This window comes from Pantoea deleyi (assembly GCF_022647325.1).
GTDB classification, from domain to species: Bacteria; Pseudomonadota; Gammaproteobacteria; order Enterobacterales; family Enterobacteriaceae; genus Pantoea; species Pantoea deleyi.
In genome coordinates, this window is the sequence record NZ_CP071405.1 from 3,781,939 (window position 1) to 3,795,631 (window position 13,693).

Consider the following 13,693-nt stretch of genomic DNA (forward strand, 5'->3'; position numbering starts at 1 on the left):
TCAGAGCATAAGCATTTATTTTCTTAAATCAAAAACTATTTCCATTTTTATAATAAAGCGAGTTTATCTTACTGAATTTGCTGATGTTAAAGTCTGAACAGATAAGGGAACTCTTTTCAGCAACGTTGTACAGGCGAAAAAAAACCGTGCTGCCAGTGGCTAACACGGTTCAGTTGATCCCGGACCGGGACTATTCCAGCGTCGGGTTCATATGACGCAGATCGAATGGCGTAATCTGGTAAACGTAGTAGTTGAGCCAGTTGGAGAACAGCAGGTTGCCATGGCTACGCCAGGTTGCACGCGGTGCCAGGGCCGGATTATCCTGCGGGAAATAGTTATAGGGAACGTCCGGATTCACGCCCGCTTCATAATCACGATGATACTCACCTGACAACGTCAGGGCGTCATACTCCGGATGGCCGGTAACGAACACCAGACGTTTGTCCCTGCTCGCCATCAGATAGGCACCCGTCTGTTCCGATTCAGCAAACAGCTCAAGATCGGTGTAATCCCTGATCAGCTGAGAAGGAAAATCCGCATAGCGCGAGTGGGGCGCCAGGAAATTATCATCAAATCCCCGCGTCAGTAAGGCATGAGGATGCAGAATCTGATGTTCATAGACGCCCGACAGTTTGTTATGCCGGGTTTGCTTGGGGATCCCATACAGAATATTGAGTGCGGCCTGCACTGCCCAGCAGACAAACAGGGTGGAGGTGACATGCTCGTTGGCCCAGTGCAGCACGCGCTGGATCTGCGGCCAGTAGGCGACATCATTAAAATCGACCAGCCCGAGTGGCGCACCTGTAACGATTAAGCCGTCGTAATTGTCATGCTGGATATCTTCAAAATTGCAGTAGAAGTTGTTGAGGTGCTCAGAGGGCGTATTGCGTGACTCACGGCTGTCGATACGCAGCAGCTGAATATCGATCTGGAGCGGTGAGTTGGACAGCAGACGCAGAAACTGATTCTCCGTTTCGATCTTCTTCGGCATCAGATTGAGTATGAGCACTTTAAGCGGGCGGATCTCCTGAATACTGGCGCGCGACGAGGTCATCACAAAGACGTTTTCGTCGCGTAAAAAATTCACTGCCGGTAATTCGTCGGGGATCCTGATTGGCATAGCCTGCGCACCTCTTGCAACCATATAAACGTTTAGACATCTGGATGCCCAACATTAGCCTGATCGGTCGGGATTGTCGAGGTTTGATGCAGAAAATGAAAATGTTTCAGCTTTAACGGGCAGCGTACAGACGTAAAAAAGCCCCGCACTCGCGTGCGGGGCTTCTTCACTTATACAATGCCTGGCAGTTCCCTACTCTCGCATGGGGAGGCCCCACACTACCATCGGCGCTACGGCGTTTCACTTCTGAGTTCGGCATGGGGTCAGGTGGGACCACCGCGCTAAAGCCGCCAGGCAGATTCTGTCTTCCGCGCCGCCCTGGGCCGCGCAGATTTATCCGGTTCAGGCTGAAAATCGTCTCTCAAAAACGCCTCTGGCGTTGTAAGGTTAAGCCTCACGGGTCATTAGTACCGGTTAGCTCAACGCATCGCTGCGCTTACACACCCGGCCTATCAACGTCGTCGTCTTCAACGTCCCTTCAGGACTCTCAAGGAGTCAGGGAGAACTCATCTCGGGGCAAGTTTCGTGCTTAGATGCTTTCAGCACTTATCTTTTCCGCACTTAGCTACCGGGCAGTGCCATTGGCATGACAACCCGAACACCAGTGGTGCGTTCACTCCGGTCCTCTCGTACTAGGAGCAACCCCCCTCAATTCTCCAGCGCCCACGGCAGATAGGGACCGAACTGTCTCACGACGTTCTAAACCCAGCTCGCGTACCACTTTAAACGGCGAACAGCCGTACCCTTGGGACCTACTTCAGCCCCAGGATGTGATGAGCCGACATCGAGGTGCCAAACACCGCCGTCGATATGAACTCTTGGGCGGTATCAGCCTGTTATCCCCGGAGTACCTTTTATCCGTTGAGCGATGGCCCTTCCATTCAGAACCACCGGATCACTATGACCTGCTTTCGCACCTGCTCGAGCCGTCACTCTCGCAGTCAAGCCAGCTTATGCCATTGCACTAACCTCACGATGTCCGACCGTGATTAGCTGACCTTCGTGCTCCTCCGTTACTCTTTAGGAGGAGACCGCCCCAGTCAAACTACCCACCAGACACTGTCCGCACCCCGGATTACGGGGCCACGTTAGAACATCAAACATTAAAGGGTGGTATTTCAAGGATGGCTCCACGCAGACTGGCGTCCGCGCTTCAAAGCCTCCCACCTATCCTACACATCAAGGCTCAATGTTCAGTGTCAAGCTGTAGTAAAGGTTCACGGGGTCTTTCCGTCTTGCCGCGGGTACACTGCATCTTCACAGCGAGTTCAATTTCACTGAGTCTCGGGTGGAGACAGCCTGGCCATCATTACGCCATTCGTGCAGGTCGGAACTTACCCGACAAGGAATTTCGCTACCTTAGGACCGTTATAGTTACGGCCGCCGTTTACCGGGGCTTCGATCAAGAGCTTCTCCTTACGGATAACCCCATCAATTAACCTTCCGGCACCGGGCAGGCGTCACACCGTATACGTCCACTTTCGTGTTTGCACAGTGCTGTGTTTTTAATAAACAGTTGCAGCCAGCTGGTATCTTCGACTGGCTTCAGCTCCGGGAGCAAGTCCCTTCACCTACGCGCCAGCGTGCCTTCTCCCGAAGTTACGGCACCATTTTGCCTAGTTCCTTCACCCGAGTTCTCTCAAGCGCCTTGGTATTCTCTACCTGACCACCTGTGTCGGTTTGGGGTACGATTCTGTGTTACCTGATGCTTAGAGGCTTTTCCTGGAAGCAGGGCATTTATCACTTCAGCACCGTAGTGCCTCGTCGTCACGCCTCAGCGTTAAAAGAGTCCGGATTTACCTGGACCCTCCGCCTACACGCTTAAACCGGGACAACCGTCGCCCGGCTGATATAGCCTTCTCCGTCCCCCCTTCGCAGTAACACCGAGTACAGGAATATTAACCTGTTTCCCATCGACTACGCCTTTCGGCCTCGCCTTAGGGGTCGACTCACCCTGCTCCGATTAACGTTGAACAGGAACCCTTGGTCTTCCGGCGAGCGGGCTTTTCACCCGCTTTATCGTTACTTATGTCAGCATTCGCACTTCTGATACCTCCAGCATGCCTCACAGCACACCTTCGACGGCTTACAGAACGCTCCCCTACCCAGCAACGCATACGCGCCGCTGCCGCAGCTTCGGTGCATGGTTTAGCCCCGTTACATCTTCCGCGCAGGCCGACTCGACCAGTGAGCTATTACGCTTTCTTTAAATGATGGCTGCTTCTAAGCCAACATCCTGGCTGTCTGTGCCTTCCCACATCGTTTCCCACTTAACCATGACTTTGGGACCTTAGCTGGCGGTCTGGGTTGTTTCCCTCTTCACGACGGACGTTAGCACCCGCCGTGTGTCTCCCGTGATAACATTCTCCGGTATTCGCAGTTTGCATCGGGTTGGTAAGCCGGGATGGCCCCCTAGCCGAAACAGTGCTCTACCCCCGGAGATGAGTTCACGAGGCGCTACCTAAATAGCTTTCGGGGAGAACCAGCTATCTCCCGGTTTGATTGGCCTTTCACCCCCAGCCACAGGTCATCCGCTAATTTTTCAACATTAGTCGGTTCGGTCCTCCAGTTAGTGTTACCCAACCTTCAACCTGCCCATGGCTAGATCACCGGGTTTCGGGTCTATACCCTGCAACTTAACGCCCAGTTAAGACTCGGTTTCCCTGCGGCTCCCCTATACGGTTAACCTTGCTACAGAATATAAGTCGCTGACCCATTATACAAAAGGTACGCAGTCACCCCATAAAAGAGGCTCCCACTGCTTGTACGTACACGGTTTCAGGTTCTGTTTCACTCCCCTCGCCGGGGTTCTTTTCGCCTTTCCCTCACGGTACTGGTTCACTATCGGTCAGTCAGGAGTATTTAGCCTTGGAGGATGGTCCCCCCATATTCAGACAGGATACCACGTGTCCCGCCTTACTCATCGAGCTCACAGACCGTGTGTTTTTGTGTACGGGAGTATCACCCTGTACCCTGCGACTTTCCAGACGCTTCCACTAACACACAGGCTGATTCAGGCTCTGGGCTGCTCCCCGTTCGCTCGCCGCTACTGGGGGAATCTCGGTTGATTTCTTTTCCTCGGGGTACTTAGATGTTTCAGTTCCCCCGGTTCGCCTTGCAGCACTATGTATTCATGCTGCAATGATGCACAGAGTGCACCGGGTTTCCCCATTCGGACATCGACGGCTGTAGCGGTTCATATCACCTTACCGTCGCTTTACGCAGATTAGCACGTCCTTCATCGCCTCTGACTGCCTGGGCATCCACCGTGTACGCTTAGTCGCTTAACCTCACAACCCACAGGCGTTTTTCACGCTGCGGACTGCAAGCATTGAGAGACCCGACCGTATCGCTCTGCCACCCCTTATTACGGAGGGATGACGCGCTACGTCGTTTCAATTTTCAGCTTGTTCCGGATTGTTAAAGAGCATAATACTTCGCAGCACACCGTTGCCGGTACGCTCTGAGGTATTCAGAAAAAACAGTTAAAACGGTATGGTGGAGCTAAGCGGGATCGAACCGCTGACCTCCTGCGTGCAAGGCAGGCGCTCTCCCAGCTGAGCTATAGCCCCATACAGTTACTGCAGAGACCACTACGTCCAACCGAGTACACTTCGTGAGAAGTGCAATTCGTGCTCAGGCAAGGCATGTCTTCGCGAAGCATAGTGAACTATGCGAGCCGGAGACATAACGCAGCGTGAGTGCGAATTTGGTAGGCCTGAGTGGACTTGAACCACCGACCTCACCCTTATCAGGGGTGCGCTCTAACCACCTGAGCTACAAGCCTGTAGAGGTTTTTTCTGCTCGTTACTTTTTATCAGACAATCTGTGTGAGCACTGCGCGGGAAGGTATCTTAAGGTAAGGAGGTGATCCAACCGCAGGTTCCCCTACGGTTACCTTGTTACGACTTCACCCCAGTCATGAATCACAAAGTGGTAAGCGCCCTCCCGAAGGTTAAGCTACCTACTTCTTTTGCAACCCACTCCCATGGTGTGACGGGCGGTGTGTACAAGGCCCGGGAACGTATTCACCGTGGCATTCTGATCCACGATTACTAGCGATTCCGACTTCACGGAGTCGAGTTGCAGACTCCGATCCGGACTACGACGCACTTTGTGAGGTCCGCTTGCTCTCGCGAGGTCGCTTCTCTTTGTATGCGCCATTGTAGCACGTGTGTAGCCCTACTCGTAAGGGCCATGATGACTTGACGTCATCCCCACCTTCCTCCGGTTTATCACCGGCAGTCTCCTTTGAGTTCCCGACCGAATCGCTGGCAACAAAGGATAAGGGTTGCGCTCGTTGCGGGACTTAACCCAACATTTCACAACACGAGCTGACGACAGCCATGCAGCACCTGTCTCAGCGTTCCCGAAGGCACCGGGGCATCTCTGCCCCGTTCGCTGGATGTCAAGAGTAGGTAAGGTTCTTCGCGTTGCATCGAATTAAACCACATGCTCCACCGCTTGTGCGGGCCCCCGTCAATTCATTTGAGTTTTAACCTTGCGGCCGTACTCCCCAGGCGGTCGACTTAACGCGTTAGCTCCGGAAGCCACTCCTCAAGGGAACAACCTCCAAGTCGACATCGTTTACGGCGTGGACTACCAGGGTATCTAATCCTGTTTGCTCCCCACGCTTTCGCACCTGAGCGTCAGTCTTCGTCCAGGGGGCCGCCTTCGCCACCGGTATTCCTCCAGATCTCTACGCATTTCACCGCTACACCTGGAATTCTACCCCCCTCTACGAGACTCAAGCCTGCCAGTTTCAAATGCAGTTCCCAGGTTAAGCCCGGGGATTTCACATCTGACTTAACAGACCGCCTGCGTGCGCTTTACGCCCAGTAATTCCGATTAACGCTTGCACCCTCCGTATTACCGCGGCTGCTGGCACGGAGTTAGCCGGTGCTTCTTCTGCGGGTAACGTCAATCGGCGCGGTTATTAACCGCACCGCCTTCCTCCCCGCTGAAAGTACTTTACAACCCGAAGGCCTTCTTCATACACGCGGCATGGCTGCATCAGGCTTGCGCCCATTGTGCAATATTCCCCACTGCTGCCTCCCGTAGGAGTCTGGACCGTGTCTCAGTTCCAGTGTGGCTGGTCATCCTCTCAGACCAGCTAGGGATCGTCGCCTAGGTGGGCCATTACCCCGCCTACTAGCTAATCCCATCTGGGTTCATCCGATAGTGAGAGGCCCGAAGGTCCCCCTCTTTGGTCTTGCGACGTTATGCGGTATTAGCCACCGTTTCCAGTGGTTATCCCCCTCTATCGGGCAGATCCCCAGACATTACTCACCCGTCCGCCACTCGTCACCCGAGAGCAAGCTCTCTGTGCTACCGTCCGACTTGCATGTGTTAGGCCTGCCGCCAGCGTTCAATCTGAGCCATGATCAAACTCTTCAATTTAAAGTTTGATTTGCCGGAACAAGTCCAGCGATGCTCATCTGTAAAACGTCATAATGAATTTCATTATGTGTTCACTCGTGAGGCTTAATATTTTTTGCGTCCGGAGACGCTGATATCAATCCTGCGAGTGCCCACACAGATTGTCTGATAAATTGTTAAAGAGCAGTGCGAACAGTGCGTTAGCGTCCTGTCGCGAGGTGGCGTATATTACGCTTTCCTCCTTCAGAGTCAACCTCTTTTTTCAGAAGTTTTCTCCGGCGGCGCAGTCTCCTGTGCCTCTCAGCCCGTTTCCCGTTGCCGGTGTGCCGTGTTGATGGAGGCGCATTATAGGGAGTTGTTCAGGCGGCGCAACCCATAAATTGCATAAAAAAGCGTGTTCGCTGCATTCCACAGCAAAAGCCGCTGTTATACGCAGTTACGCACAAGGTTATCCACACTGCACGGGCATAATGAATTTAGACGAGCATCGCGCAAACGTTTTCGCTACAATGCCGGGCATCGCTACGGATACCCCTTTTCGGGGCGTTACCTGAGGTTTTTGATCTTTTACTTCTTACAGAGAAGAGAAAAGTGCACTAAAGCCTGATGTAACGCTCTTATATACGCGAAACAAAGCCAAGGGATAAACCACCATGCAACAACCTCGTCCTGTACGCCGCGCCCTGCTCAGTGTCTCTGACAAAGCCGGTATCCTCGAATTTGCTCAGGCGCTCTCCCATCGCGGTGTCGAACTGCTCTCTACAGGTGGAACCGCTCGCCTGCTGGCGGAGGCGGGTCTGGCTGTCACAGAAGTCTCTGACTATACCGGCTTCCCGGAAATGATGGATGGACGTGTCAAAACCCTGCATCCGAAAGTACATGGCGGCATTTTGGGTCGTCGCGGCCAGGATGATGCCATTATGGCGCAGCATGACATCAGCCCAATCGACATGGTGGTCGTTAACCTTTATCCCTTTGCACAGACGGTTGCCCGTGAAGGGTGCTCACTGGAAGATGCCGTTGAGAACATCGATATCGGTGGCCCGACGATGGTACGTTCGGCTGCCAAGAACCATAAGGATGTGGCGATCGTGGTCAGCAGTGGCGACTACGAGGCGATCATCGCTGAGATGGATGCCCACGAAAATGGCCTGACGCTTGAAACCCGTTTCGATCTGGCGATTAAGGCGTTTGAACACACCGCCTCGTATGACAGCATGATCGCTAACTATTTCGGTAGCCTGGTGCCCGCCTATCACGGCGAACGTAATCAGCCCGCCGGCCGCTTCCCCCGTACCCTGAATCTGAACTTCATTAAGAAACAGGATATGCGCTACGGTGAAAACAGCCATCAGGATGCCGCCTTCTATATAGAAGAGAACATTGCCGAAGCGTCGGTAGCGACAGCGCAGCAGGTTCAGGGCAAGGCGCTCTCCTATAACAACATTGCCGACACAGACGCGGCGCTGGAGTGTGTGAAAGAGTTCAGCGAGCCCGCCTGCGTTATCGTCAAGCATGCTAACCCCTGCGGCGTGGCAACCGGTGACAGCCTGCTGTCAGCCTATGACCGCGCTTATCAGACCGACCCGACCTCTGCATTTGGCGGCATCATCGCCTTAAACCGCGAGCTGGATGAAGCCACGGCGCAGGCGATTATCAGCCGTCAGTTCGTCGAGGTGATCATCGCTCCGGCCGTTTCCGATGCGGCCCTGAAAATCACCGCCGCTAAGCAGAACGTTCGTGTGCTGATTTGCGGTCAGTGGCAGACCCGCACGGCGGCGCTGGATTTCAAACGTGTGAACGGCGGCCTGCTGGTTCAGGATCGCGATCTCGGCATGGTTGACGCCAGCCAGCTGCGCGTGGTCAGCAAGCGTCAGCCGTCAGAGCAGGAGCTGCGTGATGCGCTGTTCTGCTGGAAGGTGGCCAAGTTTGTGAAATCGAACGCCATCGTTTATGCACGCGACGGCATGACGATCGGTATCGGCGCCGGACAGATGAGCCGCGTCTATTCCGCGAAGATTGCGGGTATCAAAGCCGGTGATGAAGGTCTGGAAGTCAAAGGCTCGGCGATGGCGTCGGATGCGTTCTTCCCCTTCCGCGACGGTATTGATGCTGCAGCCGCAGTGGGTGTGAGCTGTGTGATCCAGCCTGGCGGCTCTATTCGCGATGAAGAAGTGATCGCCGCTGCAGATGAGCACGGCATTGCCATGATCTTCACCGACATGCGCCATTTCCGCCATTAATCACTCCGGAGAGTAACAGATGAAAATTTTAGTAATCGGCAACGGCGGACGTGAACATGCGCTGGCCTGGAAAGCCGCTCAGTCGCCGCTGGCGGAAACCGTGTTCGTTGCGCCGGGTAACGCCGGAACGGCACTGGAGCCTGCGCTGCAGAATGTCGCTATCAGTGCGACCGATATCCCTGCCCTGCTTGCGTTTGCGCGGCGTGAAAAGATCGATCTGACGATTGTCGGGCCGGAAGCCCCGCTGGTGATTGGCGTGGTCGATGCCTTCCGCGAGGCCGGGCTCAAGATCTTTGGCCCGACCCAGGCCGCCGCGCAGCTGGAAGGTTCGAAAGCCTTTACCAAGGATTTCCTGGCGCGCCATCAGATCCCCAGCGCCGCTTACCAGAACTTCACCGAAGTCGAGCCGGCTCTGGCCTGGCTGCGCGAGAAAGGCGCGCCGATTGTTATTAAGGCCGACGGCCTGGCGGCGGGTAAAGGCGTGATTGTGGCGATGACGCTGCAGGAAGCCGAAGAGGCGGTGCAGGATATGCTGGCCGGTAACGCCTTTGGCGATGCCGGACACCGCATCGTGATCGAAGAGTTCCTTGAGGGTGAAGAAGCCAGCTTTATCGTTATGGTCGATGGCGAGCATGTGCTGCCGATGGCCACCAGCCAGGACCATAAACGTGTCGGCGACGGTGACACCGGACCGAATACCGGCGGAATGGGGGCTTACTCACCGGCTCCGGTTGTGACGGATGAGATCCACCAGCGCATTATGGATCAGGTGATCTGGCCGACCGTACGTGGCATGGCCGCTGAAGGCAACGTCTACACCGGTTTTCTCTATGCCGGCCTGATGATCGACCACACCGGCCAGCCGAAAGTGATCGAATTCAACTGCCGCTTTGGCGATCCGGAAACACAGCCGATCATGCTGCGCCTGCAGTCGGATCTGGTCGATCTTTGCCTGGCTGCCTGCGAAGGTAAGCTGGATCAAAAAACGTCGGACTGGGATCCCCGTCCTGCGCTGGGCGTGGTGCTGGCGGCAGGAGGTTATCCGGGTGACTACGCACAGGGCGATCAGATCCATGGTCTGCCACTGGAAGAGGTCGCGGATGGTAAAGTCTTCCACGCCGGCACCCGTCTGGAAGAAGATCGCGTACTGACGAACGGCGGCCGCGTGCTCTGCGTCACCGCCCTGGGTGACGATGTGGCAGCCGCTCAACAGCGTGCCTATGCGCTGACCCGACCTATCTCCTGGCAGGGCAGCTTCTGCCGTCGCGATATCGGCTACCGCGCCATCAATCGCAAATAAGTTCAGGGGGCACCCGGTGCCCCCTTTTCCCTTCACATGTCGTCTTCTGTCGGCTGCTGTGCGCACGCATCCTGCTGGCTGATCCGCAACAGCTGAACACCCTCCGGCGCTTCAAGCCATGACACCATCAGCGGTGCCCGGGCGTTACTCTGCTGCTGTGTCAGCATCTGCAGCGCATCCGCGTCAAACGCCGGTCTGACCTGCTGGCCTTCACAAAGCGTCAGCATTCCGTTCCCCTGCCAGTGTCCCTGCCTGAGGAACACACGGCCGCTCAGCAGCGCATCGCTGAGGCTACGCATCCGCTGCGCATCAAACTTATAGAGCTCAACCGTATCAGGGCTGACCGCTTCACGGCGGCCTGCGAGCTGACGCTGCATAAAGGTAAGGCCACCGGCCTGGTCAAAGCGCAGGGTCACATCGTCGGGCGCACTCCCCTTTACCTGACGCTGAATGCTGGTCAGGGCATCTTCCAGCCAGACGTAATCTGTAACCTCGCCCTCGCCGCCGCTGAACGGCGTATAGAGAGTGCGGATATGCACCGACTGATGATCGTTGTTTTTGCGCCAGATGCGCACGACGCCGCGATCGGCAAGATAGCCGCTGGCAGAAAAGGGAGGAATATCCGGGGTGGAACTACAGCCAAAAAGAAACAGGGAGAGAGACAGAACAGATAAACGCTGAAACAGCGGGGTCATGATGGCAGGCCTCTTAAACAAAAGGGGCGAAACGCCCCCTGTTTTAAAGCTTAACCGCAGTGCGACGTCTTACTTAACGGCGTCTTTCAGCGCTTTACCAGACACGAATGCCGGTACGTTTGCTGCAGCGATTTTGATCTCTTTGCCAGTCTGCGGGTTACGACCGGTACGCTCAGCGCGGTGGTTCACTTTAAAAGTACCAAAACCAACCAGTTGTACAGCATCACCATCTTTCAGAGACTCAGTGATCGCAGCCAGAGTTGATTCCAGCGCTGCCTTAGCCTGGGTTTTAGACAGGTCAGCTTTTTCTGCGATCACATCAATCAGTTGAGTCTTGTTCATAAGTTATCCTTAAAGTGTATTTATCGCTTGCTAAGCAACGAGTGCGAGGGAAAAGCCATATTCTGGCACTCTTCTGCCTGCACGCACCGATAGCCACAATTTTCAGCCCCCCAAATGTAGACCAGAGAGGGGGCCGATGTGAAGCCTCCAGGCGCGCTAATTCGGGCCTGAAGTCACGTTTTATCGCCTTACTGCTGGAAATTTATACCGATGTTGCTAATTCCCGCTTCACGCAGGTCAGATCGCAGACCCTTAATCAATTCCAGGTCGCGCTCTTCACACTCCGCCAGCAGGCGGAAAATCTCCCACTGAAGGTCCCACTCATCGATGACAGCCGGGTTTTCTCGCAGCTCTTCGTCGGTCATTTCGCGTCCAGCCTGGGTCATTTCCAGCATGGCCACCGTCGTAATGGAGGTCCTGCTGACCTCAATGGCGTGCTCAAGCGTTTCCCCGCTCAGCTGCGCATGAACGACTTCGCTCAATGCCACGCAGGCATCGATAGCCGGATAGACGCCGTAAACCTCAAATGCATCCCCATCAGGAATGGCGGCTTCGAGTTTTTCCAGCTGGCTGTCGAAGTTAATCTTCGCATCTTTGACCGTCAGGCTTTCCCAGATCAGATCAAGAATACGACGATAGAGTGCCGGTTCGGCAAATTCAGTCTGCTCGCAGAATGCATGATAGTTGGGATACATGCGTTCGCACAGGCAGGCCATAAAAGTCAGGTGCTGCCAGCTTTGCAGCTTCGCCAGACGCAGATGAACGGGATTTTGTAACATAAAGGTGGCTCTTATTCGTTTCGCTGGCCGCAGTGTAACTGCAAAAGCGCAGCACAAACAGTGTTAAAGCGCGTTTTGCCAGCGCTGGAAAGCGGTTCGGTTAGAGGCAACCGCATCTGCCCAGCGTGTCGGCTCCGGCAGACGGTAACCGCGCGTACAGTTTTCCACCCACTGCAGCGCGGTATCCAGGCTGACCCGGTGCCCCGTGGCGACAAACAGCGGATTGCAGCGCTGCTTGCTGCGCCAGACCCAGCCTATCTGTTCGCCTTTATCCATCAGCGGCTGACGACTGCCGGGCTGCGCGTCCGGCTCCTCAAAACGACCACAGAGGCGGCGCTTGGCCACCCCTATCGTCGGCACATCCACCAGCAGGCCAAAATGTGACGCGACGCCGAGCCGTCTGGGATGGGAGATGCCGTGCCCGTCCACAAACAGCAGGTCCGGCTTCTGCTCCAGCATCTGCCACGCCGCCATCAGCGCCGGATATTCCCGGAACGAGAGGAAGCCCGGGATATAGGGCATGGTGGTCTCGATACGGGCGATGCGATGCTCCACCAGCGTTAACGAGGGATATTCCAGCACGACCATCGCCGCCCGCGTGATCGCGCCTTCCTGCTCGAATCCCACGTCCGCCCCGCCAATAAAGCGGGGCGGCAGCACGTCGAAGTCATCCTCACGCACCACGTCAGCGGCGCGTTGAAGCTGCTCAGCGCGAAGTGCGGCAATATCCATGATTACTCCTGATGCCAGGGACGTGACAGACGGTGCACCGCCTCCACAAAGACGCCGGCATTTTCTGGCGGAACATCCTGATGAATACCGTGTCCCAGATTGAAGACGTGGCCGGTGCCCGCGCCAAAGCGCTCAAGGATACCCGCCACTTCCTGTTCGATACGCTCAGGGGCCGCATAGAGCATAGAGGGGTCCATGTTGCCCTGCAGCGCCACTTTGTCGCCAACGCGACGGCGTGCGTCATCGATGTCGGTGGTCCAGTCGAGACCCAGCGCATCACAGCCGGTGGCCGCCATCGCTTCCAGCCACTGTCCGCCCCCTTTGGTGAACAGCGTCACCGGCACACGGCGGCCGTCGTTTTCACGCAGCAGGCCATCGACAATTTTGTGCATGTAGTGGAGTGAGAACTCGCGGTAGTCACGACCGGTCAGCACGCCGCCCCAGGTATCAAACACCATGACGGACTGCGCACCGGCGCGGATCTGCGCGTTGAGGTAGAGGATGACGCTGTCGGCCAGCTTGTCCAGCATCGCGTGCAGCGTGGCGGGCTCGGCATACATCATCTTCTTGATGCGGGTAAAGGCCTTGCTGCTGCCGCCTTCGACCATATAGGTCGCCAGCGTCCAGGGGCTGCCCGAGAAGCCGATCAGCGGCAGGTCGCCGTTGAGATTTTTACGGATGGTGCGAACGGCATTCATCACATAGCCCAGCTCCATTTCCGGATCGGGCACCGGTAAACGCTCGACGTCCGCGCGGCAGGTCACAGGGTTTGCGAAACGCGGACCTTCACCCGCTTCGAAATAGAGTCCCAGTCCCATCGCATCCGGAATCGTCAGGATGTCACTGAAGAGGATGGCGGCATCCAGCGGATAACGGCGCAGCGGCTGCAGGGTGACTTCACAGGCCAGCTCGGCGTTTTTACACAGCGACATAAAGTCACCCGCCTGGGCGCGCGTCGCTTTGTACTCCGGCAAATAGCGCCCGGCTTGTCGCATCATCCATACCGGCGTGACATCGACCGGCTGACGTAACAGGGCACGCAAATAACGATCGTTCTTCAGTTCACTCATCTCAACACTCTCTCAATAACAGGCGTGTAGTGT

The 13,693-nt window shown here is 55.7% G+C and carries 8 protein-coding genes, 2 tRNA genes and 3 rRNA genes; 2 read left to right on the forward strand and 11 right to left on the reverse strand.

From position 1 onward, the window contains the following. Positions 1 to 190 precede the first annotated feature (190 nt). From metA to J1C59_RS17785, 6 genes are all read right to left on the reverse strand, one after another. A complete protein-coding gene (metA, locus tag J1C59_RS17760; protein ID WP_140916789.1) occupies positions 191 to 1,120 on the reverse strand; it encodes a homoserine O-acetyltransferase MetA in 930 nt (309 codons plus the stop codon). Between the two features lie 179 nt (positions 1,121 to 1,299). Further along, positions 1,300 to 1,415 (reverse strand): 5S ribosomal RNA (rrf, locus tag J1C59_RS17765). Positions 1,416 to 1,503: 88 nt separating this feature from the next. Further along, positions 1,504 to 4,410: ribosomal RNA gene (locus J1C59_RS17770) — 23S ribosomal RNA — on the reverse strand. A 206-nt stretch (positions 4,411 to 4,616) separates the two neighbouring features. Further along, a tRNA-Ala gene (locus J1C59_RS17775) sits at positions 4,617 to 4,692 on the reverse strand. 138 nt (positions 4,693 to 4,830) lie between these two features. Next, a tRNA-Ile gene (locus tag J1C59_RS17780) sits at positions 4,831 to 4,907 on the reverse strand. Positions 4,908 to 4,980: 73 nt separating this feature from the next. Beyond that, a 16S ribosomal RNA gene (locus tag J1C59_RS17785) occupies positions 4,981 to 6,520 on the reverse strand. Together the 16S, 23S and 5S rRNA genes with 2 tRNA genes alongside form the textbook arrangement of a ribosomal RNA operon. A gap of 632 nt (positions 6,521 to 7,152) precedes the next feature. On the opposite strand from J1C59_RS17785, the gene purH reads away from it, so the two are divergent. Together purH and purD are read left to right on the forward strand one after the other, a co-directional pair. Then, positions 7,153 to 8,742, forward strand: a complete 1,590-nt coding sequence (gene purH, locus J1C59_RS17790) for a bifunctional phosphoribosylaminoimidazolecarboxamide formyltransferase/IMP cyclohydrolase (protein ID WP_128085733.1) — start codon at positions 7,153 to 7,155, stop codon at positions 8,740 to 8,742. Positions 8,743 to 8,761: 19 nt separating this feature from the next. Then, complete coding sequence (purD, locus tag J1C59_RS17795; protein ID WP_128085732.1) at positions 8,762 to 10,042, forward strand: phosphoribosylamine--glycine ligase; 1,281 nt, start codon at positions 8,762 to 8,764, stop codon at positions 10,040 to 10,042. A gap of 32 nt (positions 10,043 to 10,074) precedes the next feature. Here purD and J1C59_RS17800 read toward each other — a convergent pair whose 3' ends face one another. From J1C59_RS17800 to hemE, 5 genes are all read right to left on the reverse strand, one after another. Next, positions 10,075 to 10,737 carry a DUF1481 domain-containing protein gene (locus J1C59_RS17800; protein WP_128085731.1) on the reverse strand — a complete coding sequence of 221 codons (663 nt, stop codon included), beginning with the start codon at positions 10,735 to 10,737 and terminating at the stop codon, positions 10,075 to 10,077. Positions 10,738 to 10,806: 69 nt separating this feature from the next. Continuing rightward, positions 10,807 to 11,079 (reverse strand): nucleoid-associated protein HU-alpha, encoded by a 273-nt coding sequence (gene hupA / locus J1C59_RS17805; RefSeq protein WP_003850136.1) that lies wholly within the window; start codon positions 11,077 to 11,079, stop codon positions 10,807 to 10,809. Between the two features lie 188 nt (positions 11,080 to 11,267). Then, positions 11,268 to 11,858: a YjaG family protein gene (locus J1C59_RS17810; protein ID WP_111141241.1), complete on the reverse strand. Its 591-nt coding sequence runs from the start codon at positions 11,856 to 11,858 to the stop codon at positions 11,268 to 11,270. A 63-nt stretch (positions 11,859 to 11,921) separates the two neighbouring features. After that, positions 11,922 to 12,590 (reverse strand): deoxyribonuclease V, encoded by a 669-nt coding sequence (gene nfi, locus J1C59_RS17815; protein WP_128085730.1) that lies wholly within the window; start codon positions 12,588 to 12,590, stop codon positions 11,922 to 11,924. Positions 12,591 to 12,592: 2 nt separating this feature from the next. Next, positions 12,593 to 13,660, reverse strand: a complete 1,068-nt coding sequence (gene hemE / locus J1C59_RS17820) for a uroporphyrinogen decarboxylase (protein WP_128085729.1) — start codon at positions 13,658 to 13,660, stop codon at positions 12,593 to 12,595. Positions 13,661 to 13,693: the final 33 nt, after the last annotated feature.

Excerpts from the sequence above, each read along its gene's own strand:
- metA (WP_140916789.1), bottom strand. The coding sequence starts at position 1,120 with ATGCCAATCAGGATCCCCGACGAATTACCGGCAGTGAATTTTTTACGC.
- purH (WP_128085733.1), top strand. The coding sequence starts at position 7,153 with ATGCAACAACCTCGTCCTGTACGCCGCGCCCTGCTCAGTGTCTCTGAC.
- purD (WP_128085732.1), top strand. The coding sequence starts at position 8,762 with ATGAAAATTTTAGTAATCGGCAACGGCGGACGTGAACATGCGCTGGCC.
- J1C59_RS17800 (WP_128085731.1), bottom strand. The coding sequence starts at position 10,737 with ATGACCCCGCTGTTTCAGCGTTTATCTGTTCTGTCTCTCTCCCTGTTT.
- hupA (WP_003850136.1), bottom strand. The coding sequence starts at position 11,079 with ATGAACAAGACTCAACTGATTGATGTGATCGCAGAAAAAGCTGACCTG.
- J1C59_RS17810 (WP_111141241.1), bottom strand. The coding sequence starts at position 11,858 with ATGTTACAAAATCCCGTTCATCTGCGTCTGGCGAAGCTGCAAAGCTGG.
- nfi (WP_128085730.1), bottom strand. The coding sequence starts at position 12,590 with ATGGATATTGCCGCACTTCGCGCTGAGCAGCTTCAACGCGCCGCTGAC.
- hemE (WP_128085729.1), bottom strand. The coding sequence starts at position 13,660 with ATGAGTGAACTGAAGAACGATCGTTATTTGCGTGCCCTGTTACGTCAG.